Below are 21,500 nucleotides of genomic sequence, written 5' to 3' on the forward strand. Positions count from 1 at the left end.
TGACAGCTTTTTATAAACCTGTCAGATCTGAGACTAAAACTTGGAGGAATCATGACGACGGTTCTTTTAGTGGATGACGAGAAGCTGATCCAGCGCAGTTTGGAGAAGACCCTCCTGCGCGCAGGCTTCGAGGTGTTGACCGCGCCCGATTGCAAGACTGGCAGCGACATATTTTCGCGGAACGCAGGCGCAGTGGATATTGCCGTGCTCGACCTGAACATGCCCGGTTTCGATGGAACGCCGAAGAACGATGCAGGTTTCGACCTGTTGATGGAATTGAAGAAAATGAAAGCCGGTTTACCGGTGGTCATCCTTACAGCGTACGATGAAGTGAATAAAGCCAAGGATGCCGTTTCCAAAGGAGCAAGCGCGTTCTTTGTTAAGGGACGCGAGCAAGGTTTGGTGGAATTGATCCAAAAGATATTGGATTCATAACCTTTACTCCGCAAATGCAACGTTGGATCGCAAAGGAAACCCCTTTTGTATCTTTGTGACCTTTCGTGGTTGGGCAGATTGTCAAAGAGGAATTTATGACGAATACTATTGAACGACATGCGAAGTTATTGAAAGCCGCTGCGCGGGCTGCAAAGAATATCACCACAATCCTGGATCCCTACGAACTCTTCCAGCGCACAGTGGACATTATCTGCGACGAATTCGGTTTTTATTATGCCGGCGTCTTTCTTGTGGATGATGCCCGCCAGTATGCCGTGCTCAGAGCCGGTCGCGGCGAAGCGGGCAGAGCCATGCTGCGCGAGGGTCATAAACTTGCCATCGGCGGCAACTCGATGATCGGCGCGAGCATTGCCAATAAGAAGGGACGCATTGCGCTCGACGTCGGCGAAGAAGCCGTTTTCTTTGAAAATCCACATCTGCCCAACACTCGTTCCGAAATGGCGCTTCCGCTGGTCATCGCGGACGAGGTGATCGGCGCTCTTACAGTCCAATCCACCGAAGAGGCGGCTTTCCACGAGGAAGACATCGACGCACTGCAAACGATGGCGGACCAGCTCGCGGTCGCGATCCAGAATTCAAAATTGCATCGTCAGGAGGAACGCCGCTCACGCCTGCTCAGAGCTGCCAACCGCGTGGGAAAAGAAATCGCGTCCATTCTCGACCTTGACCAACTCCTGCCGCAGACAGTGAACATCATTTGCGAAGCGTACGGTTTGTATTATGCGGGCGTGTTCCTGCTTGATGAAAAAGGCGAATATGCAGTTCTTCGCGCGGGTTACGGAAAAGCTGGCAAAGCCATGGTGACAGAAGGTCACAAATTACGCATCGGCACCGAATCGATGATCGGCGCGTGCATCGCCATGGGCGAGGCGCGAATTGCCCTGGATGTCGGCGAGGAACGCGTTCACTTCAAGAATCCGCATTTGCCGCACACCCGCTCCGAGATGGCGCTTCCGTTAATTTATGGCGGAAGGACTCTCGGTGCGGTCACCATTCAATCCTCTGAAGAACGGGCGTTCAGCGATGATGACATTACGACTCTGTTGACCATGGCGGAACATTTGGCTGTAGCCATTAATAACGCGCGCCTCATCGATGAGTTGAAGGAGGCTCATAACGAGATTCTCCGTAATAAAGTCTTTGAAGCGCTCACCACCGCCTCGACCGAAGCCATTCACTGGATCGGGAACAAGACGCTTCCCATTTCGCTGACAGTTGCCCGCCTGCGCGAAGAGATTTCCGATGGCAAGGTGGACCTCGACTCGTTCAGGGAAGACCTTGACATGATCGCCGAAAGCGCGACTCAGATCATTCAGGTCAAGGAGCAGCTTATCGGCGCCGTCCGTGAAATGAAACCCCGCCCTGTCCTTCTTGCAGATGTGCTGCAAACCGCAGCCATGCAGCGCGGTATTCCGCAAAAAGCGTTGAAAATCGATATTTCCCCTGAAGCCGCCTATGTCATAGCAGACTCGACCCAACTGACGCGAGCCATTGGCAACATTCTGCAAAATGCGGTCGAAGCAGGCGCAAAAACGGTCAAGGTTCACACACGTCTCACCGAAGAGCGCGGCGTGTTGGAGATCGACATCGAAGACGACGGCTCGGGGATGAACGACGAAACCCAGCGCAAGGCCTGGTCGCCGTTCTTCACGACACGCGGTGTTGCGCATCACGGACTTGGCTTACCCGCAACGCTTCACGTTCTGTCGCAATCGCAGGGACGAATTGCCCTCGTGAGTGAGGTGGGCAGGGGGACAACCGTCGCAATGATGATGCCGCAAGGGCGTGTGACCAGCTCAGAGATCCAGCCGGGAGGCTTGAAGAATATTTTGCTCATTGACGATGACGATGATTGGGCAAATCTTCTCAAGGAAATGTTCAAAGGAGCAAAGGTCAAATTGACCCAGTCCACCGACTTGAAAAAATTCCCCGAAGCAGATCTTGTTTTGGTGGATGAGCATATCACCTCGGCTTCGTTGAGCGATGTTCTGGCTGCCATTTCCAAAGCCGGACTTGCCCCAAAGACGATCATCCTCACCTCCGCCATCAGCCCCGAACGCGTGACCCAATATATGCGCGGCGGCTTGAAGGATGTGACCGTCAAGCCGTATTCTGTAAATGAATTGAACGACCTGTTGAAGTAAAGGAAGGCTTGACAGGTCCTGAAGACATGTTATTCAGGTTTACATTGAAAGCCTTACACTAAAACACTTAAAATTCTAGGATTTCGACTTACTTTTTATTAGGCAAATTAGGTTAACCTGAATAGGTTCGTAAAAGAGAGATATGAGACCACGTTGGCGTAAAGTATTTCACGATCTATGGGACAGCAAGATGCGCACCCTGTTGGTGGTATTTTCCATCGCGGTGGGTGTGTTTTCCATTGGCGTGATCTCGGGCGCGTATGAGATCATTTCCAATGACATGGGCGCTTCGTATGCGGCGAACAACCCGGGGAATATCGAGTTGCGCACATCCGGCTTCGACGATGATGTGTTGTCTTCGATCCGAAACACAAAGGGCATAAAGGAAGCGGAGGGCAGGCGGGTGGTCAACTTCCGCGTGCGAGCCGAAGGCAGCGACAGCTGGGTGACGATAGATTTGGTGGCGTTTGACGATTTCGCGAAGAATGAGGTCAATCTGTTGGTTCCGCTGCAGGGTAGTCCTGAGGCGGGCAAGAACGAGATTCTGATCGAAAAAGAGGCTCTCGATGAGTTCGATATTGCTGTGGGCGAGAATCTTGTTTTTGAACTTACAGACGGGACTTTCAAAACCTTGAAAGTGGTTGGTATTGTGCAGGATGCGAGCACAGGCGCGGGGGATTTTCTTGCGCCGCCGTTCGCATTCACTTTGATGGATACAATGGAGACCTTGCGTCAGCCGGAATTGTATAACCGGGTGTTTGCCACGGTAAAGGAGAATCCGAACGATCTCGCACACATCCGCATTGTCGGCGGTGATTTGAAGGATAAGGTTGAAAAGACGGGCACGACTGTGATCCGCACGCGATATTCGGAGAGGAACAAACACCCGCTTGCGGATACGGTCAATGCCGTGTTGGGGATTTTGATGGCGTTGGGCATTCTGATCGTTTTTCTCTCCAGTTCACTGATCGCAAACACTTTGAGCGCCCTGTTGAACCAGCACCTGAGGCATATCGGCGTGATCAAACTGGTGGGAGGCAGAAACCGCCAGGTCTTTGCCATGTATCTGACGCTCATCATGGCGTTTGCGGCGTTGTCATTATTGATCGCGGTACCTCTTGGCGGCCAGGGCGCTTATGGATTGGCGCTCTTCATCAGCAGTGAGTTGAATTTCAACCTGCTCGGGTATCGTATCGTTCCGCTTGCATTTTTGATCCAGGTTGCAGTGGGTCTGCTTGTACCTTTGATCGCCGGCCTTGCCCCGGTTTTGACTGGTTCGCGAATCACCATCCTGCGGGCTTTGAGCAATGACCTGACGGGCGATGAATCCGGCGGGGAAAAGGGACAACAAGCCCGTGTGAGCTGGCTGGATTGGGCGCTTGTGCGCCTGACCCGCATCCTTGCTTCGAGAGGGATGCATTTACCGCGTCCTTTCATCATCTCCTTGCGCAATACCTTTCGCAGGCGCGGGCGGCTCATGTTGACCCTGTTCACCTTGACAATGGGCGGCGCCATTTTCATTGCCGTATTCAATGTACGCGTCAGCCTGCGCGATTACACGGAGCAAATCGGAAGTTACTTCCGCGCGGATGTCACCCTGGATTTCGATCAGGCTTACAGGATCAACGAGGTGCAAAAATTCGCCTCGCAGATCGATGGGGTGGAGCGCGTGGAGGGATGGCAGTTTATCGGGACTGAGTTGTTATATCCTGATGGCACAGTTGCCGAGAGCGTGAACCTGCTTGCACCTCCGGCAAGCAGCGAGCTGGTCAGCCCGATCATGGCGTCAGGCAGGTGGATTCAGGCCGACGACGTCCGCAAGGTCGCGGTCAGTGAGGCGGTTTTGAAATACTATCCCGGTTTGAAGCCCGGCGATCCGCTTTATTTGAAAGTGGATGGGCGTGAGGAAGTATGGGAGGTGATCGGCATCTTCAAGTTTGTGGGGCGCGAAGGCATTCTTGCCTATACTCCGCTGGAGTATTCGGAGCAGGTGCTTAACCTCAAGAATCGTTCGTTTTCATTTCGGGTAGTGACGGCCAGCCACACTCGTGAGTTTCAGGATGCAATGGCGGAACGATTGGACGATCAATTCCGCTCATTGGGATTTAAAGTGCGTCAAGCCGAATCGGGTCTGGCTTCGTTGGATACGGTTTCTGAAAGTTTGGATACGCTGGTGGTCTTTCTGCTCATCATGGCGATTCTGACCGCCATTGTCGGCGCGATGGGTCTTACCGGCACGATGGGGATGAACGTGCTGGAACGCACGCGCGAGATCGGCATCATGCGTGCGGTTGGAGCGGACGATCGCGCTGTCATGCGGACGGTCATCGGCGAAGGGTTTGTGATCGGCGCGATCTCTTTTGTATTTGCCATCGTCGTCTCGGTACCCTTGACATATCTCCTCGCGTATATCGTCAGTGTGGCGATCTTTGAAACCCCCATTGCGGTGATATTCACATACCTTGGCTACGCAATCTGGCTTGGACTGGTTTTATTGCTTTCCGTTCTCGGTTCGATCCTGCCCGCCCGCAATGCGGCACGATTGACCATTCGGGAGGTGTTAGCGTATGAGTAGTAATGATCGTAAATCAACAATCTATAATAGAAAATCGAAGAAGGTTCACATGAAGAAAAATATATTGATGGTTATAACTCTGACCGTTCTCCTTATGCTGGTTTTGTCCGCATGTGACGCCAGTCAACAGGTTGCGGCGACGGAAGAGCCGGCAGCCGATGTGATAGATGCCAGCGATGTTATCGCTGAAGGGCGGCTCGAACCATTCCAGGCTGCGAACTTGACCTTCCAGGCGCGAGGCATGGTGGAGGTGGTTCTCGTCCGGATCGGGGATACTGTCAGCGAAGGGGATGTCCTGGTCCGTTTGGCAAATGCGGGGGCGGCGGAGGCGCAGGTCGTTATCGCACAAAATGCATACGATACCCTCCTTCGCAATGAAGGCGGAGACCGCGCCAGATTGTGGGAAGCGTACATGAACGCCCAGATAGTCCGCGCTGAAGCGGAAAAAGAATGGGAGGACCTCGATGTGGATGCCATCGAAGACCGCATTGAAGACCTTGAAGGCGATATAGAAGACCTGAAGGATGACTTGCAGGACGCGCAGGAGGAGTTCGACAAGTATAAGGACCTGGACAAGGAAAATTCAAAACGGGTTGACGCTGAGGACGATCTTGAAGCGGCTCAGGAAGACCTGAATGAGAAAATTCGGGAGTTGGAAGCGGAGGTACGTTCGCGTGATGAACTGAAAGCCGAGTACGATGCCGCGCTTGCCGCGGAAGCCGAAGCAAAATACCAGTATGAGATCAGCCTCGACGGACCGAATGCCGATCAGTTGACGATTGCCAGGGCGAACCTTGAAGCAGCAAAAGATGCCCTCTCGAATTATGTCATTACTGCGCCGTTCTCCGGCAGGGTTGCTGATGTGAGCGTCAAGGCGGGGGAGCAGGTTGGAACCGATACGCGCGCTGTAAGCGTAGTGAACGACAGCCAGTGGTTTGTCGAAACCACTGACGTGACAGAATTGGAAGTGGTGAACCTGAGCATCGGTCAGACCGCCTCCATGCGCCCCGATGCCCTGCCCGACCTTGAATTAACTGGAACAATCGTCGAAATTAGCGATGCCTTTACCCAACAAGGAGGCGACGTTCTCTACTCCGTCCGCATTCGCGTAGACACTTCTGACCCCAGATTAAAATGGGGCATGACCGTTGAGACCATATTTAGAACAATTGAGTGATTGAAAAACGATCCAAAAAATGCCATAATAAGTTTGCTCCGAGAAAGAGCAAAACCGGGAAAACCCGGCGACGCAAAGCCCTACTCTAAAGCTGAACTGAGCCATGAGTGTCAGGGTTGCCGAGAAAAGCAAAATCACGCGAAAGCGTGACGGCGCAAAGTCAGAGCGTCTAAAACCAACGGGCATTTTCGCTGGTCAGGACCGACCGACTGCCGAAAGGCAACGCACGCGAAAGCGTGACGACGCAAAGTCATGGGTCTAAAACCGAAATTTGTTTTCCGGTCAAGATCGCCAGACTGCCGAAGAGCAGATCATTATCGCAGGGACGACAGCAACAGAGTCGTCCCTGCTTGATTTTAATTATTTGTACAATCAAAAGTTGCCCTCCATTTCGTTGTTATAATCGCCTTTTGACACCACCTTAAAAAGGGCAGCTTTGCATAAAATGGACTTTGTGTTCCCAACCTTTCTGTTTCTGTTTTTACCGATATTTACTTTGGTGTATTCTCTGTCTGGAAGTCGTTTCAAACTCTTCGTTGGTGTATCAGGGAGCCTTATTTTTTATTCCTGGGGAAACTCGCAGTATGTGTCATTAATAGTATGCCTTGTTTTGATCACTTATGGGCTCGCCCTGTTGCTGGAAAGATGGCGTGGAGGGAAGGCATCTTTTTACTTATTGTGGGGCGGGATCGTTTCTACCGTCAGCCTTCCTGTTTGGTTTAAGCTCCATGCAGATATGCCTTATCCACTGGGATTGTCCTATATTGCTTTTCAAGTAATTTCTTACTTGGTGGATGTCCATAAAAATCCTGAGAATCTTGAAAAAGATATATTGAGGTTTTCATTCTACCTGCTCATGTTTCCCAAAATACCGGTTGGACCGATTGTGCCCTACCGTCTGGTAAGGACTCAGATTGCCGATATCAAGTCCACGCCTCAGGATATGGCAGTTGGATTGCGTCGGTTCTTATGGGGATTTGCCAAGAAAGTTCTAATAGCCGATACTTTGGCGACCGTTGTGACACCGGTTTTTAATTTGCAATCCCCTGTTATAACGCCTGGATTTGCCTGGCTGGTAATTATTAGTTATGCACTTCAGCTATATTACGATTTTTCTGGATATACAGATATGGCGATCGGGTTAGGTCAAATGATGGGTGTTAGATTCATGGAGAACTTTAATTTGCCATACCTCTCCAAAAGCATAAGTGAATTTTGGCGTCGATGGCACATTTCTTTGTCTGCGTGGTTCAGGGAGCTCGTTTTTTATCCGCTAGAACGCCATCGTTTTAAATGGTTGGGACAGCAAATCAATGTTCTGATCGTATTTACACTTACCGGATTGTGGCATGGGCTGAGTATGAATTTTGTTCTTTGGGGTGTTCTGCATGGATTGGCATTGGTGTTCGAGTCTTCGGTTTTTGGGCGCATGCTTCGTAATTTATGGAGACCTTTTCAACATATATACGCTTTAATGGTAATTATTGTTGGATGGGTGATTTTTCGATCTCCCTCTCCGGATTTTGCTCTTGATTATTTGAGAAGATTAACAGGTGACATAAACGGAATCCAGGTATTGCCCTTTGAACTTACCAACCCTCTGCCGTTTATTGAACCGACTTTTTTGATTGCGCTAGTGCTTGGTGTTTTGTTGTGCTTTCCATGGGGCGACTGGTTTTTTCGATTATCAGAAAAATCTGGCAGCGTTCGCTTTGCAATGAGGGCTATTATTGACGTGGGATCAATCATAATTTTCATTGCAGCGCTTGCCTCAGCTGCAAGCGCTACTTATCTCCCCGGGATTTACGGCGGATTTTAGGCTAAATGAAACGGGATGGCAGCATGAAACGCAAGACTCTTCTCTTAAAATTCTACTCAATCGCATATCTTGTCTCCGTGCTTTTATTACTCGTTAGTCAACTCTTTGTTTCCGGCATTAGGATCGACTCGATTCCTGAAGATTATTTACTGAAAGATGATTTGATCAAGGCGTACCGGAAATTTAAATTTGATATTGGCGATAGGGTATTTCCTTCCGCGGTGGTTGGAAAAGACGGCTGGTTATTCTATACGGGAGAAATGAGTTTACGAGATTATCAAAAAATCGATCCGTTGAATATAAGCAACATCAAAAAACTTGTGGGTGTACTTAATCAAATGGACGCTGCTGTTCAGGAGTATGGCGGGACGCTATTGGTTATCGTTCCTCCCGATAAAAGCACGATTTACCCGCATTATATGCCTGATCAGATTCCCGTCATTGGAACAACTACCAGTCTGGATCGGCTTATCGAACGCACCAGGGTTTATGGGAAATATCAATTATTGGATTTGCGACCGACTTTGATTCAGGCTGGTCAATCCTCCCATTTGTATTACAAGACAGATACCCATTGGAATTGCCTTGGGGCATTTTATGCGTACGAAGATGTTATATCAAATTTGATTAAGATCCATCCTGAGTTACCAAGGTATCGTATGAACGATTTCAATATCGATTTTTTCGAGGTACGTGGTCTCGATATTGCCAGGCAAATAGGGACGAATATTGTTGATACCGAACTGGCATTTACCCCAAAGTTCGAGATTGATGGAACCAAAGAAACGCCCGGTCTAATGGTTGTCCACGACTCCTTTTATAATGCATGTTTACACCAGTTTTTTGAAGCGACATACCAGGACATCGTACAGGTACCGTATGTTGATGTTGAACTGGCTGATATACTTGAAATGATAGAGAAAGAAAAGCCGAAAACAGTGTTAGTGGAATTTGCGGAAAGATTCATGGACTATTTCTTATGGCACCTATATGAATAGAGGAAATACTTTGTGTATAATCCCGCCATGCCAAAATCCAGATCGCTCGACCCCGATTCAAAACCCGATGACCGTGTGGACAACGCCCTGCGCCCGCAGAAACTTGCCGACCTGATCGGTCAGGATCAGGTGAAGGAAAACTTGTCGATCCTGATTGCAGCGGCGCAGCAACGGGCGGAAGCGTTGGATCACGTCTTATTTTACGGTCCGCCAGGTTTGGGAAAGACGACGCTGGCGCATGTGCTCGGCAACGAAATGGGAGTCAACGTAAAGGTCACAGCCGGACCCGCCATCGAGCGCGCCGGAGATCTCGCCGCCATCCTTACCAACCTTCGCGCAGGTGATATTCTTTTCATCGACGAAGTTCATCGCCTCGGACGCGCCGTGGAAGAAGTGCTCTATCCGGCGATGGAAGACTTCGCGTTGGATATTGTGATCGGAAAGGGACCCTCGGCTCGATCCATCCGCCTGAAACTGCCTCGGTTTACCGTGGTTGGCGCCACGACCAGACTTGCCCTCGTCACCGCGCCCTTGCGGGCGAGATTTGGCGCAGTCTATCGTTTGGATTATTACGATATCGAAGCAATGAGGCGGATCGTTTCGAGGGCAACAGGGTTGCTGAAAGTTTCTGCTGATAATTCAGGTATCGACGAAGTGGCGAGGCGCGCGCGTGGGACTCCGCGCATCGCATTGCGTTTGCTCCGCCGCGTTCGTGATTTCGCCCAAGTGCGTGCGAACGGGACGATCACGCAAAAGGTCGCGAAAGAGGCTTTGGATTTATTGCAGGTCGACCCACTCGGGTTGGATGATGTCGACCGCCGAGTATTGAAGACCATCATCGAAAAATACAGCGGCGGACCTGTTGGGTTGAACACGATTGCCGCCTCCATAAGCGAGGAGCAGGACACGATCATGGATGTGGTCGAGCCGTATTTGTTGCAGCTCGGCTTTCTTGATAGAACTCCGCAGGGGCGCGTGGCAACCAAATCCGCGTATGAGCATTTGGGGTATCAATACTCCGAGGAAGGCCAGCCAAGGTTGTTGTAGGGAAGTTGACATGAAACGAAATTATGTCAGGTTGCAGGGGCTTGTTATTGCGGTGATTTTGGTTTCATGTAATTTGCCAATGTCGCCCGCCACTTTATCGCCTGCGCCTGAGGTCAGTGGAGATGACCAAATACTTCCAGCTCAACCTGGTATGGATCCGTCACAAGCTGAACATCATATCGGTGTGCGTCAGGTAAACGGGGTGGGGGAATTTCACGACAAAAGAACAGGTGATAAGTTTATTCCTCGCGGCGTGAATTATGTTTTTGTCCCGCTCCCGAATGGGATTACGAACAAACTGCTACAAGTGGGAATATATGATCCGCAGCGTACACGCGACGATTTTTCTGCATTGGCGGTCTTGGGTTATAACACGGCGCGTGTTTTTCTCGATCATTGCGGTTCCGGTCCGGGATGTATCGGGGATGAAGATAACAATGGCTTGAATCCCGAATATCTAGATAACATTGCGGACATGATGGCTGCGGGGCGTGAAACGGGTATTTATCTCCTCTTTACCTCCAATGACCTGCCCGATCAGGGCGGATATGCAGAGGAGGCAAACTTTGGATCTGGCGGGAATTTTGCAGGGTACCGCAATTCATATTACCTGCGTCCCAACGGAATTACAGCCACGCGTCGTTACTGGCGCGACCTGTTGACCGGTCTCAAGGAGCGAAATGCTGCTTTCGACGCTGTTCTTGGCTGGCAGCTTCTCAACGAACAATGGATGTTTGTCGACCAGCCGCCACTTTCATTGACAAGCGGTCAGATCGAGACAACGACCGGTTCCTATGATGTGAGCGACCCTGAACAAAAGAAAAAGATGGTGAGTGATGGGCTTGTCTATTACATTGCGCAAATGAAGGAGGAGATTCTGACTCACGACCCGACAGCGTTGGTAACGATGGGTTTCTTTGTTTCCGAAATCGTTGCACCAGACTGGTATGTGGAAACCTCCTCACTCCTACAAAACTCCGATCTGGATTTCTTCGATTTTCATGCCTATCCCGGTGGACCCAGCTTCCAAGACCACGCCGAACACTTTGGTATGGTTGGTTACGACGATAAACCCATCGTATTAGGCGAATATGGCGCTTTCCGGCATATTTATACCGAGATCGATTCGGCGGCGCGTGTTATTTCCAAATGGGCGTCGGAGTCCTGCGATTACGGCTTCGATGGATGGCTTTATTGGACGTATTATCCTTCCGACGCCCACGCGGGCGATCGTACTTGGGGACTGACGGATGAGGCGGGCTACCTGTTGAATCTGTTCGCGCCTGTGAATCAGCCAGACCCCTGCGAGGAGGTTGTGATTCCCAACGACAATCTGGCGTATGGCAAGCCTGTCACAGCTTCACGCAGTTTGCCTGCAGAACCACCTCATTATGCTGTGGACGATAATGCTGGCACACAATGGGGCGCGGAGGAAGGACCCGTTCAGTGGATACAAGTGGATTTGCAGGGAAGTTATCGGGTTACGGAAGTTCGATTGTTAGTGGCTCAATATCCCGAAGGGGATACAGTTCATCGCCTGCAAGTGCGCGTTTCAGGTAGTGATGCCTTTCAAACTGTCCATGAGTTCACCGGCACGACGAACGATAATATCTGGCTGACCTTTGAACCAGATACCCCTCTTGAATACGTGACCCAGATACGTATTCAAACCATATCCAGCCCCTCATGGGTCGCGTGGAAGGAAATTCAAATCTACGGCGAACCCATTCAATAGGATTCGATTTCATGGAACCACTCGCCCGTTACCTCAAGCTCGGTGGAATCATCCTCTTCCTCATCGGAGGGGGAGTATTTCTTGCCGCAAAATTCGGTCTCCCATTGGGAAGGCTGCCCGGCGATATCCGCGTCGAAGGGGAGAATGGATCGTTCTATTTTCCGTTGACGAGTTCCATCCTAGTGTCGGTCTTACTCACCATTCTCCTGAACATCATTTCCCGCTTCATACAAAAATAACTTGAAAACCTCCGATTTCGATTATCACCTCCCGGAGTCTTCCATTGCTCAGACTCCCATCGAGCCGCGCGATTCGTCCAGGCTTCTGATCCTTCATCGCGAATCCGGGGAAGTGGAGCATCGCCTCTTTCGTGATTTGACATCGTTCCTGCACCCAGGCGATTTACTTGTCCTGAACCAGACTCGTGTAATTCCCGCCCGCATCTTTGCCAGAAAGCACTCCGGCGGCAAAGTGGAATTGCTATTATTACGCCGCCGAGACTCATTGACCTGGGAGGCTTTGGTGGGGGGTAAAGGCTTGCGTGTAGGTAAATCAGTGAAAATCGAGAATGGACCGAGCGCAGAAATTGTTGAAGTCCTGGAGGGATCTGAGAGGTTGATAAGATTTTCTGAAGCCATCGAGCCGTATTTCCCGCATGTTGGGAACGTTCCATTGCCGCCTTATGTCCATGAAAAATTGGAGGACCCCGAACGATATCAGACGGTCTATTCCAAAGAACCCGGCTCTGCTGCCTCGCCCACGGCTGGCCTTCACTTTACGCCGGGGTTGTTCGTAAAAATTAACGAAATTGGAGTGAAGATTGCATACGTCACCTTGCATGTCGGACTGGATACTTTTGCGCCGGTTAACGAAGACAACCCAGAGGAGCACAAAATCCACAGCGAGTGGTGCGAGTTGACCCAGGGAACGGCCGATTTGATCAATGAGACCAAACGAAACGGTGGGCGGGTAATTGCAGTTGGCACCACATCGGTGAGAATGCTCGAAAGCGCCGCCAATCTCCAATCTCCAATTTCCGACTCTCACATCCTCCCGTTTACCGGCTCGACCACTTTGTTTATCCTCCCCGGCTACCAATTCAAAGTTGTCGATGCGATGATCACGAATTTCCACCTGCCCAAGTCCACGTTGATAATGCTCGTCAGCGCCTTTGCGGGAAGGGAGCGAATTTTGCACACCTACGAGCTGGCAATTAATGAAGGCTATCGCTTTTACTCCTTCGGCGATGCGATGTTAATCCTCTAATTCTCCAATCTCTAATAACCTATTACCCTCAACATCTCCATGAATTCCCTTTCAACTATAAACAAAGAAATCATCTACTGCCGTAAATGTCCCCGTCTTGTCGCATGGCGCCAGGAAGTGGCGCGGGTGAAGCGCAAGGCGTATAAAGACGAGGAATATTGGGGAAAGCCGGTGCCGGGATTCGGCGATCCAAAAGCGCGAGTCCTCGTGGTGGGACTCGCTCCTGGCGCGCACGGATCGAATCGCACCGGGCGTCAATTCACAGGAGATGCCTCCGGCAACTTTTTGTTTCCAGCGTTGTACAAAGCCGGGTTTGCGAACCAGCCCCGGGCGGAGTCGCGAGGCGATGGCCTCATCCTCAAAGATATGTATATTACCGCGTCCGGGCGTTGTGCTCCGCCGGATAATAAACCGACCCCTCAAGAATTGGATAATTGTCAGCCTTATCTTGAGCGGGAGATTGCCATCATACAGCCGAAGGTGATCGTGGGCCTGGGTAAGATTGCCTTTGATCGACTCCTCAAGGTATTCGCCCTGCGCGGATTAAAGTTTTCGCATGGAGCGACCTATAAACTGATTACCGGCCTCTGGTTAATATGTTCTTATCACCCCAGCCACCAGAACACTTCGACGGGAAAGTTGACCGTGAAGATGTTCGATGAGATTTGGAAAAAAGCCGGGCAATTGGCATCGGGAAGTTGAACAATGGAAAAAATCCTAAGGCTCTCTGCGGCGATTACGATTGTCTTAGTTACTATTGTGTTCGTAGCGGGACTTATCTATTGGGTGAGCGGCGCGTACCCCGCAACGGATACTGCTTTGCAAGCAATCAAATCCGACTCGGCTGTCTTCGTGACTGAAGAGAATGCCTGGGTGACGTTTTATCCATCCAATGACCTTCAGCCTGAAACAGGATTTATCTTCTACCCCGGCGCGAACGTGGACTTCCGCGCCTATGCGCCGGTGATGAAATTGATCGCCGCGGATGGTTATTTCGTCACAGTTCTTCCCATGCCGTTGAACATTTCGTTTTTCGACTCGAACGCCGCGGCTCGCGTGCAAGCCGAATACCCTCAGGTCGGGAATTGGTTTGTGGGCGGGCACTCCCTCGGCGGCGTGACAGCGTCGTCTTATGTTTCGACCCACGAAGAAATTCAAGGACTTGTTCTTTGGGCATCTGCGCCGGGAAATAATGCCTTGATCGGGCGGGAATCGAACGTCCTATTGGTTTATGGGTCATTGGACGGATTGTTTACTCCCGCCATGCTCGAGGATGCCCACGAGTTTCTCCCGGTTGAAACACAATTTGTTCCCATTGAAGGTGGAAATCACTCACAGTTCGGCGCATATGGGCTTCAGGATGGTGATCTTGCGGCGTCGGTCTCGCCTGAAGAACAATGGGAGAAGGTCGCTGAAGCGACAGTTGAGTTTTTCAATGGGGTAATTAAATAACAGTTGTCGCCAACTAATTGACTATGAAACGATTGAAGAGGATTATTTTTCTTTCTTTTATTTTCGCCTGCGTCACGTCCGCGCTGGGACCGTTCGCCATCCCGGTTCCTGCGTTGGAGGGATTGGCGAGCGAGCAGGAGCTCCTCGAACCGGACAGTAAATTCATCAAGATCAATGGTGTGTCGATTCATTACAAGGAAGCGGGTTCGGGAGAAACCACCTTTGTTCTTCTGCATCCGTTTGGCGGAAGCACCTTTTCCTGGCGCGAGGTCATGGATGATTTTGCAAAATATGGAAAAGTCATCGCGTATGACCGCCCGGCGTTCGGTCTCACGGAAAGGCCGATGCCGGAGGATTGGGAGTCGAATCCCTATGGCATGAAAGCCAATATCGAACTCCTGCGAGGATTGCTGGACGCCTTCGGTGTTGAGAAAGCCGTCCTGGTGGGAAACTCAGCCGGGGGCGGGGTTGTGGCGGCGTTCGCGATGGAGTATCCTGAACGTGTAGGCGAACTAATCCTTGTCGCTCCAGGCCTTGGCGGCGGGCGCGGACCGCAATTCCCTGCCTGGGCGCTTCCGCTGATGTGGACTCCGCAAATGCGCCATCTTGGTCCGCTGATGATGCGTGAATACCAGGAAAGCCTTCCGCGCACACTTGAGCGCGGATGGTTTGACAAGGATAAACTTACCGATGAAATCCGCGCGAGACATTTGCAGGTGTTGACCATTGAGAATTGGGACCGCGCTTTTTACGAATTGACCTTTGCGCCTGCGTATCCGGAACTGCGTCCGCTATTGCCGGATCTAACCATGCCGGTCTTGATCGTGGCCGGACAGGAAGACCGTCTCATCCGTTCGTGGTATTTCGAAGCGGTCACCGCGGAGATGCCGGATGCCATGTTGGAACTGATCCCCGAATGCGGGCATGTGCCGCAGGAGGAATGTCCCGAACCATTCATGGAGATCGTTTTGGAATATTTGAGCAGCCGGTGATCCATGCAAGGTGTCGGCTCGAGCCTGGGAACATTCGATGAAAACAACCCTCATTACGCCCGGAGCAGATGCGCCGGATTTTGAACTCGCGGATATCAATGGGGTATACATCCGCCTTTCCGATTTCCGTGGAAAAAAAACCGTTGTATTGTCATTTTTACGAGGATTCATGTGACCATATTGCCGGGCGCAGTTGGCGCGCATGAGCGATCATTACAACGACTTTACTTCACGAAGTGCGGAGATCCTCGCAGTCGGTCCCGATGGTTTGGAGTCGTTCAGGCGTTACTGGCAGCGCGAAGAGATTCCTTATATCGGTTTGCCTGATCCAGACCATGTCGTTGCCAAACTCTATAAGCAGGAAGTGAATCTTTTCAAACTTGGGCGGATGCCGCTGAATTGCATCGTGGATGCGGAAGGCAAGATACGCTATGTGCATTACGGTTCATCCATGATGGATATTCCGGATAACCAGACCTTTCTCGGTGTAATAGATAAACTCAACGCGTCATCCAGTTAACATGACATTGGGACGCATTGCCTTCCTTGGCTCCGGCGAGACTTCGCTTGCGGGTGGACGTATCTTCGAAACTCTTGCCCGCCTCCTTCCCCAGCCGCTGCGGATCGCCATCCTTGAAACGCCAGCCGGCTTCGAGCTTAACGCCTCTCTTGTCGCCGGTCGCGTTGGCGACTTTCTCAAGACCCGTTTGAGGAATTACAAACCGGTCATCGACCTTGTCCCCGCAAGGAAAAAAGGGACGGAATTCAGCCCGGATAACCCCGAAATCCTCAAGCCGTTATTGCAGGCAAACATGATCTTTATGGGACCGGGCAGCCCGAGTTATATGTCGCGTCAATTGAAGGATACGCTCGCCTGGGAGATCATCCGCGCGCGTCACAGGCAGGGAGCGACTCTCGTGTTTGCCTCTGCCGCAACCATTTCGGTGGGGCAGTGGGTCCTGCCTGTTTATGAAATCTACAAAGTGGGCGAGGACGTGCATGTTAAAGACGGTCTGGGATTTTTCTCCGATTTCGGGATGCATGTATCGTTCGTGCCGCATTGGAACAACGCCGAAGGCGGCGTGGACCTGGATACGAGCCGCTGTTTCGTCGGCATGGAACGCTTCGAACAATGGCGCGGATTGACTCCCAAAGACAATATCATCGTCGGCCTGGACGAACACTCCGGCATCATCATGGATTGCGAAAAGGGAAATTGCGATGTGCATGGCGTCAGTTCGGTCTCGGTGATCAAGCATGACTCTTCAGGAATGTATCCGGCCGGGTCGAATTTTTCGTTGAGCGAACTCGGAACTTGCACACCACCGGATCCCATCGAAAGAGGACTCCGCCCCGATGTGCTGGAATTGATTCGATCGACCCACACATCGGAGAACAATGGTCCTCCCGGGGAAGTGCTCGCACTGCTCGAAAAACGCAGGGAAGCGCGCGCAAACAAAGACTTTTCATATTCAGACAGTTTGCGGGATGAAATTGCCGCTTTGGGATGGAGGATCAAGGACACGAAGGAGGGGCAGGAATTGGAGAGGATATAGGGTGAAGGTATGAAAAAACCTTCTCTGCAAGAGAAGGCTCAATGGGTGGTTTCAAGACAATACAAGTCAACGAGGCGGGTTAGAATTCATCCTCCTCTTCCAGCCACTCATCGTCCTCTTCGCCGTCTATTTCTTCGTCGTCCCATTCATCCACTTCGTCTTCATCCTCCCATTCGTCATCGGAGGCGGATCCTTCGGAAGGAGAGTAAGTCACACAACCCGTGTCCGGGTCGAGTTCGACGGCGGCGGCGCCGCATAAGCCTTCATCGATGAACACGCAGTCGGTGTAGTGACATTTGATACGGGGCATTTCTAGTCCTCCTAGATTTCGTTTCGAATCAGACGCGCGACCGCAATGATGAAGATCAGGGTCATCGCTGCCTGTGATGTGAGACAGAACGGGCAATACGCCTTGAGGATGGCAAATTCCACATAGATCAGCCAGAGGGTGAAAAGGAAGCCTGTCAGCGACATGCCGAAGACCAGCATGGCCCCATTCCTGCGCAGGTACCCGATTTTATCCTCGTAGTAATGAACGATAAGGATCGCCGCGTACCCGATCACCCCGAGCACTGCAACCGGGATCCCGTTTACTTCAGAAAACACGCTGGCATTGACGGTCGAGCAATCACCCGATCCCAGGCACATGCCATCGTTCCCGGTATATTTGTAAACCGTCATGTAAACAGAGACTGCAAGTCCGACGATAACAAGCGCAACCGACGAGCGAAAAAGCCATTTATCCACGTTTCCTCTATATGAAGATGGCGTCTACTTCCGAGCCAGCAGGCAGGCATTTTACACCAGCGGGGATGATTAGTAAAGCATCCGCCTGCACCAAGGACAGCAAATTACCCGAGCCCTGATGCCCCGTTAGAAATGCGGATGGGATGCCATTTACCAGCCTGATTCGCGCTCGAAGGTAACTCTCCCTCCCATCCGAAACAACCTCCTCCGCGCATCGGACCTTTACCTTCGGCCTGGTTCCATCCATTGCGCCGCTCATGTACAGCAAGGCGGGGCGCACGAACACCTCGAACCCGACAAATGCCGAGACGGGATTGCCGGGCAGTCCGATGAAAGGAATTCCCCGATATTCGCCGAATGCCAGCGGTTTCCCGGGGCGCATGTTGACTTTCCAGAAATCCAGTTTTCCATTCGCATCGATCACTTCCTTGATGAAATCGAATGCTCCCACGCTCACGCCCGCCGAGGAGAGGATCAGGTCCGCGCGTTCATTTGCGGCTTTCTCCAATAAATTCGTCACCGACTCGCGCGTATCCCTCGCCACTCCAAGATGAACGACTTCTGCGCCCACGTTTAAGACCAATGCCGCCAATGTGTACGAATTTGAATCGCGAATCTTCCCCGGTTCCAATGGCGCGCCTGCCGAGAGTAATTCATCCCCGGAAGACATCAAAGTCACCCGCGGCTTTTTGTGGACGCTAACTTCGGCATACCCAAGGGTTGCCGCCAAACCGAGGTCTTGCGGCTTAAGAGTCCTGCCTTTGTTCAGGACGATATCGCCCAACCGCATATCCATACCTCGCGGGCGGACGTTGTCGCCAACACTCATTTGTTTATCGATGGTTACGGTCTTGGGGGGTGCAGTTCCCGCTTTGCGGTCATTGAAATCTGTCTCTTCGACAGGAACTACGCAGTCAGCCCCTTGGGGTAATTGAGCTCCTGTCATAATTCGCGCGGCTTCACCGGCATTAAGGATAACTGTCGGCGAGGTACCTGCGGGAATATCAGCGACCACTTTCAAGGTCCGGTTGGAGCCGCCTTCATCCGCTTTGATCGCAAACCCGTCCACTGCGGAATTATCGAATGGCGGATAATCCGAATCTGCGAAAAGCTCTTTTGCCAGCACGCGATTCAGCGAGTCGTTCAATGCGACCGATTCTGTTGCCGTAATTTTTATCTGGGAAAGGATGCGCTCGCGCGCCTCGTTAACGCTAAGCATATCGAAGCGCCGCGATTATACCCCCAACCTGCTCGCCGCGAAGACCATTTAGGATGTCAGGGGATTTTTATCCGGGCTTGGTCCGGACAGCCTCCATCACATTCGGCAGATTTTCGATGCGGGTCAGGATGCGGCTGAGTTGGGTTAAATCCCTTACTTCGATGATCAATCTTAAGTCTGCAATGCTTCGGTTGACGTTTACCGAGACGTTGTTGATGTTGATGTTTTCATCCGCAAGCAGGTTCGAGATATCGCCCATCAATCCCTGCCTGTCATACGCTTTGATCTTGACCGGCACCGGGAAGGTTTGCTCCACATGACCCCAGCCGACCTTCAAAAATCGTTCGCGGTCTTTTGCCTGCAAAATGTTCGGGCAATCCTGCCGGTGGATGGTGGCGCCTCGCCCGCGTGTGATGTAGCCGACGATCTGGTCGCCAGGCATCGGGTTGCAGCATTTGGCCATGGTGGCCAGCATTCCTTTCAACCCCACGACTTCGACGGCATCGGTTGGCTTTGCGGGCGCGGCGGGAGCGTTCGCCTCGATGATGTCCTTGATCTCTTCGTCTTCCGCGAATTGTTTGATGAGCCTTGTAATGGAAAGGTCGCCCGTGCCGAGATCGATGAACATATCCTCGGGGACTTTGTAACCCAATTCGCGCGCGAGCTTCTCGAAATTGATTTCGCTTATCCCCAGCCTCTGCAATTCGCGTTCAAGAGTCTCCCGTCCGTTTGCAAGGTTCTGCTCATCCTCCAGCTTCTTGAACCACACCCGGATCTTCGACCTTGCACGCTGGGTTTTTACAAGACCCAGGTCCTTGTTGAGCCAGTCGCGGCTCGGGCCCCCGCGTTTGGCTGTCAGAATTTCGACCTGATCACCGGTTTTCAATTCGTGGTCGAGCGGCACGAGTTTTCCGTTCACCCGCGCGCCGCGGCAGCGATGGCCGATGTCTGTATGGACGTGATAGGCAAAATCGATGGGGGTCGAACCGGAGGGCAGGTCGATGGCGTCGCCTCGCGGCGTGAAGATATATACCCTGTCCCGAAATACGTCGCTTTGCATCGACTCGACAAATTCCGCTGCGTCGTTCACATCTCCGCGCCATTCCATCATCTTGCGAAGGTCCTTGATGCGTTCCTCGAACTGCTTGTCGTGCTTTCCGCCCTCCTTGTAACGCCAGTGCGCGGCAATGCCGTACTCGGCGTTCATGTGCATTTCCTGCGTGCGGATCTGGATCTCAAGCGGGCGTTTGTCGTCGTACAATACCGCCGTGTGCAGGGACTGGTAATGGTTATCCTTTGGCGCAGCGATGTAGTCGTCGAACTCGCCCGGTACCGGTCTCCATGTAGTGTGGATAACACCCAGCGCGGCGTAACACGATGGCACGTCGGGCAAGATCAACCGCACCGCGCGGACGTCGTAAAGCAGGTTGAAGGATTTGTCCTTCTTCTGCATCTTTTTATAGATCGAATAGATATGCTTTGGTCTTCCGCTGACCTCGGCTTTGATATTGTTCTTTTCCAGCAGGCGGACGAGGTTCTGTTTGATATCCTCCAGCTGTTTTTCACGATCTGGGCGGCGCTCCGCCAGGGATTCGGCGATGTCTTTGTACTTCTCCGGCTGGACGTAACGGAAACTCAAATCCTCGAGTTCCCATTTCAACTGCCAGATCCCGAGACGATTTGCCAGCGGCGCGAAGATATCGAGCGTCTCCTGAGCGATGCGTTTTCGTTTATGTTCCGGCATATGGCCGAGCGTACGCATATTGTGCAGACGGTCCGCCAGTTTGATGAGCACCACGCGCACATCTTCCCCCATGGCTAGAAAGGTTTTGCGCAGGGTCTCGGGAATCATGTCTTCTTTGCGCCCCAACAATGCGGGTTTGATGTGGGGGTCTTCCTGTTCGAGGTCCCCAGACCCTGCGTGTTGATCTCCACGGGAGACTCGAGGCAGATGGGTAAGTTTAGTTACCCCGTCCACAAGGAGCCGCACCGTATCTCCAAACTCCCGGCGGATATCCGCCAGGGTCACAGAAGTGTCTTCGACCGTATCGTGTAATAGTCCCGCAGCAACGACCTCGGCGGGTACCTTCAACTCAGAGAGAATGCCTGCTACTGCAATGCAATGGTTGATATACGGCTCTCCGGAATGACGTTTTTGCTCGCGGTGCGCTTCCTCTGCGAACGTAAAAGCCCGAATGACCAGTTCCCGATCCGCGAGCGTATACCTCTCGGGTAGCTGGTCCATCAATTTTTCCATGGGGATCTCAACAACAGCCGATTTCATCACCTTGATTTTACTACGCCGTCTGGACTGGAA

20 protein-coding genes and 2 riboswitches are annotated in these 21,500 nt (G+C 51.8%); of the genes, 16 read left to right on the forward strand and 4 right to left on the reverse strand.

Translation table 11 applies throughout. The features are described 5' to 3' along the window. Positions 1-51 precede the first annotated feature (51 nt). The 16 genes from HS100_15320 to HS100_15395 all read left to right on the forward strand — a co-directional run bounded on the left by HS100_15320 (position 52) and on the right by HS100_15395 (position 17,217). The gene (locus HS100_15320) at positions 52-435 is read left to right on the forward strand and encodes a response regulator (GenBank protein MBE7435283.1); all 384 of its coding nucleotides are present in this window, start codon (positions 52-54) and stop codon (positions 433-435) included. A gap of 95 nt (positions 436-530) precedes the next feature. After that, positions 531-2,600, forward strand: coding sequence for a GAF domain-containing protein (locus HS100_15325; GenBank protein ID MBE7435284.1), 2,070 nt, complete (start codon positions 531-533; stop codon positions 2,598-2,600). A 142-nt stretch (positions 2,601-2,742) separates the two neighbouring features. Then, positions 2,743-5,175 carry an ABC transporter permease gene (locus HS100_15330; GenBank protein MBE7435285.1) on the forward strand — a complete coding sequence of 811 codons (2,433 nt, stop codon included), beginning with the start codon at positions 2,743-2,745 and terminating at the stop codon, positions 5,173-5,175. Between the two features lie 49 nt (positions 5,176-5,224). Beyond that, complete coding sequence (locus tag HS100_15335) at positions 5,225-6,352, forward strand: efflux RND transporter periplasmic adaptor subunit (GenBank protein ID MBE7435286.1); 1,128 nt, start codon at positions 5,225-5,227, stop codon at positions 6,350-6,352. Positions 6,353-6,389: 37 nt separating this feature from the next. After that, a riboswitch (cyclic di-GMP riboswitch) is annotated at positions 6,390-6,476 on the forward strand. A gap of 84 nt (positions 6,477-6,560) precedes the next feature. Next, positions 6,561-6,656, forward strand: a riboswitch (cyclic di-GMP riboswitch). A 141-nt stretch (positions 6,657-6,797) separates the two neighbouring features. Next, positions 6,798-8,171, forward strand: coding sequence for an MBOAT family protein (locus HS100_15340; protein MBE7435287.1), 1,374 nt, complete (start codon positions 6,798-6,800; stop codon positions 8,169-8,171). A gap of 23 nt (positions 8,172-8,194) precedes the next feature. Next, positions 8,195-9,169, forward strand: a complete 975-nt coding sequence (locus HS100_15345; protein MBE7435288.1) for a hypothetical protein — start codon at positions 8,195-8,197, stop codon at positions 9,167-9,169. A gap of 27 nt (positions 9,170-9,196) precedes the next feature. Further along, positions 9,197-10,216, forward strand: coding sequence for a Holliday junction branch migration DNA helicase RuvB (gene ruvB / locus HS100_15350; GenBank protein ID MBE7435289.1), 1,020 nt, complete (start codon positions 9,197-9,199; stop codon positions 10,214-10,216). Positions 10,217-10,226: 10 nt separating this feature from the next. Next, on the forward strand, positions 10,227-11,951 hold the full coding sequence (locus tag HS100_15355) for a discoidin domain-containing protein (GenBank protein MBE7435290.1): 1,725 nt from the start codon (positions 10,227-10,229) through the stop codon (positions 11,949-11,951). 11 nt (positions 11,952-11,962) lie between these two features. Next, on the forward strand, positions 11,963-12,190 hold the full coding sequence (locus HS100_15360) for a DUF2905 domain-containing protein (protein ID MBE7435291.1): 228 nt from the start codon (positions 11,963-11,965) through the stop codon (positions 12,188-12,190). A 1-nt stretch (position 12,191) separates the two neighbouring features. Continuing rightward, positions 12,192-13,217 carry a tRNA preQ1(34) S-adenosylmethionine ribosyltransferase-isomerase QueA gene (gene queA / locus HS100_15365; protein ID MBE7435292.1) on the forward strand — a complete coding sequence of 342 codons (1,026 nt, stop codon included), beginning with the start codon at positions 12,192-12,194 and terminating at the stop codon, positions 13,215-13,217. Between the two features lie 39 nt (positions 13,218-13,256). Further along, positions 13,257-13,919 (forward strand): uracil-DNA glycosylase, encoded by a 663-nt coding sequence (locus HS100_15370; GenBank protein ID MBE7435293.1) that lies wholly within the window; start codon positions 13,257-13,259, stop codon positions 13,917-13,919. Between the two features lie 3 nt (positions 13,920-13,922). Then, complete coding sequence (locus HS100_15375; GenBank protein ID MBE7435294.1) at positions 13,923-14,669, forward strand: alpha/beta hydrolase; 747 nt, start codon at positions 13,923-13,925, stop codon at positions 14,667-14,669. A gap of 23 nt (positions 14,670-14,692) precedes the next feature. After that, complete coding sequence (locus HS100_15380) at positions 14,693-15,661, forward strand: alpha/beta hydrolase (GenBank protein MBE7435295.1); 969 nt, start codon at positions 14,693-14,695, stop codon at positions 15,659-15,661. A gap of 37 nt (positions 15,662-15,698) precedes the next feature. Then, complete coding sequence (locus HS100_15385) at positions 15,699-15,836, forward strand: redoxin domain-containing protein (GenBank protein ID MBE7435296.1); 138 nt, start codon at positions 15,699-15,701, stop codon at positions 15,834-15,836. A gap of 27 nt (positions 15,837-15,863) precedes the next feature. Further along, on the forward strand, positions 15,864-16,181 hold the full coding sequence (locus HS100_15390) for a redoxin domain-containing protein (protein MBE7435297.1): 318 nt from the start codon (positions 15,864-15,866) through the stop codon (positions 16,179-16,181). Position 16,182: 1 nt separating this feature from the next. After that, positions 16,183-17,217 carry a cysteinyl-tRNA synthetase gene (locus HS100_15395; protein MBE7435298.1) on the forward strand — a complete coding sequence of 345 codons (1,035 nt, stop codon included), beginning with the start codon at positions 16,183-16,185 and terminating at the stop codon, positions 17,215-17,217. Between the two features lie 79 nt (positions 17,218-17,296). Here the strand turns inward: HS100_15395 and HS100_15400 are convergent, their stop codons facing one another. The 4 genes from HS100_15400 to HS100_15415 all read right to left on the reverse strand — a co-directional run bounded on the left by HS100_15400 (position 17,297) and on the right by HS100_15415 (position 21,467). Beyond that, entirely contained in the window at positions 17,297-17,527 is a 231-nt protein-coding gene (locus HS100_15400) for a hypothetical protein (GenBank protein ID MBE7435299.1), read from the reverse strand. 11 nt (positions 17,528-17,538) lie between these two features. Next, positions 17,539-17,964 (reverse strand): vitamin K epoxide reductase family protein, encoded by a 426-nt coding sequence (locus HS100_15405; protein ID MBE7435300.1) that lies wholly within the window; start codon positions 17,962-17,964, stop codon positions 17,539-17,541. A gap of 7 nt (positions 17,965-17,971) precedes the next feature. Beyond that, complete coding sequence (locus tag HS100_15410) at positions 17,972-19,183, reverse strand: molybdopterin molybdotransferase MoeA (protein ID MBE7435301.1); 1,212 nt, start codon at positions 19,181-19,183, stop codon at positions 17,972-17,974. A 67-nt stretch (positions 19,184-19,250) separates the two neighbouring features. Beyond that, complete coding sequence (locus HS100_15415; GenBank protein ID MBE7435302.1) at positions 19,251-21,467, reverse strand: bifunctional (p)ppGpp synthetase/guanosine-3',5'-bis(diphosphate) 3'-pyrophosphohydrolase; 2,217 nt, start codon at positions 21,465-21,467, stop codon at positions 19,251-19,253. Positions 21,468-21,500: the final 33 nt, after the last annotated feature.

Source organism: Anaerolineales bacterium, assembly GCA_015075725.1.
In the GTDB taxonomy this organism is placed as follows: domain Bacteria; phylum Chloroflexota; class Anaerolineae; order Anaerolineales; family Villigracilaceae; genus Villigracilis.

Excerpts from the sequence above, each read along its gene's own strand:
- HS100_15370 (MBE7435293.1), top strand. The coding sequence starts at position 13,257 with ATGAATTCCCTTTCAACTATAAACAAAGAAATCATCTACTGCCGTAAA.
- HS100_15375 (MBE7435294.1), top strand. The coding sequence starts at position 13,923 with ATGGAAAAAATCCTAAGGCTCTCTGCGGCGATTACGATTGTCTTAGTT.
- HS100_15385 (MBE7435296.1), top strand. The coding sequence starts at position 15,699 with ATGAAAACAACCCTCATTACGCCCGGAGCAGATGCGCCGGATTTTGAA.
- HS100_15330 (MBE7435285.1), top strand. The coding sequence starts at position 2,743 with ATGAGACCACGTTGGCGTAAAGTATTTCACGATCTATGGGACAGCAAG.
- HS100_15390 (MBE7435297.1), top strand. The coding sequence starts at position 15,864 with ATGAGCGATCATTACAACGACTTTACTTCACGAAGTGCGGAGATCCTC.
- HS100_15320 (MBE7435283.1), top strand. The coding sequence starts at position 52 with ATGACGACGGTTCTTTTAGTGGATGACGAGAAGCTGATCCAGCGCAGT.
- HS100_15325 (MBE7435284.1), top strand. The coding sequence starts at position 531 with ATGACGAATACTATTGAACGACATGCGAAGTTATTGAAAGCCGCTGCG.
- HS100_15360 (MBE7435291.1), top strand. The coding sequence starts at position 11,963 with ATGGAACCACTCGCCCGTTACCTCAAGCTCGGTGGAATCATCCTCTTC.
- HS100_15395 (MBE7435298.1), top strand. The coding sequence starts at position 16,183 with ATGACATTGGGACGCATTGCCTTCCTTGGCTCCGGCGAGACTTCGCTT.
- HS100_15340 (MBE7435287.1), top strand. The coding sequence starts at position 6,798 with ATGGACTTTGTGTTCCCAACCTTTCTGTTTCTGTTTTTACCGATATTT.
- HS100_15380 (MBE7435295.1), top strand. The coding sequence starts at position 14,693 with ATGAAACGATTGAAGAGGATTATTTTTCTTTCTTTTATTTTCGCCTGC.
- HS100_15410 (MBE7435301.1), bottom strand. The coding sequence starts at position 19,183 with ATGCTTAGCGTTAACGAGGCGCGCGAGCGCATCCTTTCCCAGATAAAA.
- HS100_15345 (MBE7435288.1), top strand. The coding sequence starts at position 8,195 with ATGAAACGCAAGACTCTTCTCTTAAAATTCTACTCAATCGCATATCTT.
- ruvB (MBE7435289.1), top strand. The coding sequence starts at position 9,197 with ATGCCAAAATCCAGATCGCTCGACCCCGATTCAAAACCCGATGACCGT.
- HS100_15415 (MBE7435302.1), bottom strand. The coding sequence starts at position 21,467 with ATGAAATCGGCTGTTGTTGAGATCCCCATGGAAAAATTGATGGACCAG.
- HS100_15335 (MBE7435286.1), top strand. The coding sequence starts at position 5,225 with ATGAAGAAAAATATATTGATGGTTATAACTCTGACCGTTCTCCTTATG.
- HS100_15400 (MBE7435299.1), bottom strand. The coding sequence starts at position 17,527 with ATGCCCCGTATCAAATGTCACTACACCGACTGCGTGTTCATCGATGAA.
- HS100_15355 (MBE7435290.1), top strand. The coding sequence starts at position 10,227 with ATGAAACGAAATTATGTCAGGTTGCAGGGGCTTGTTATTGCGGTGATT.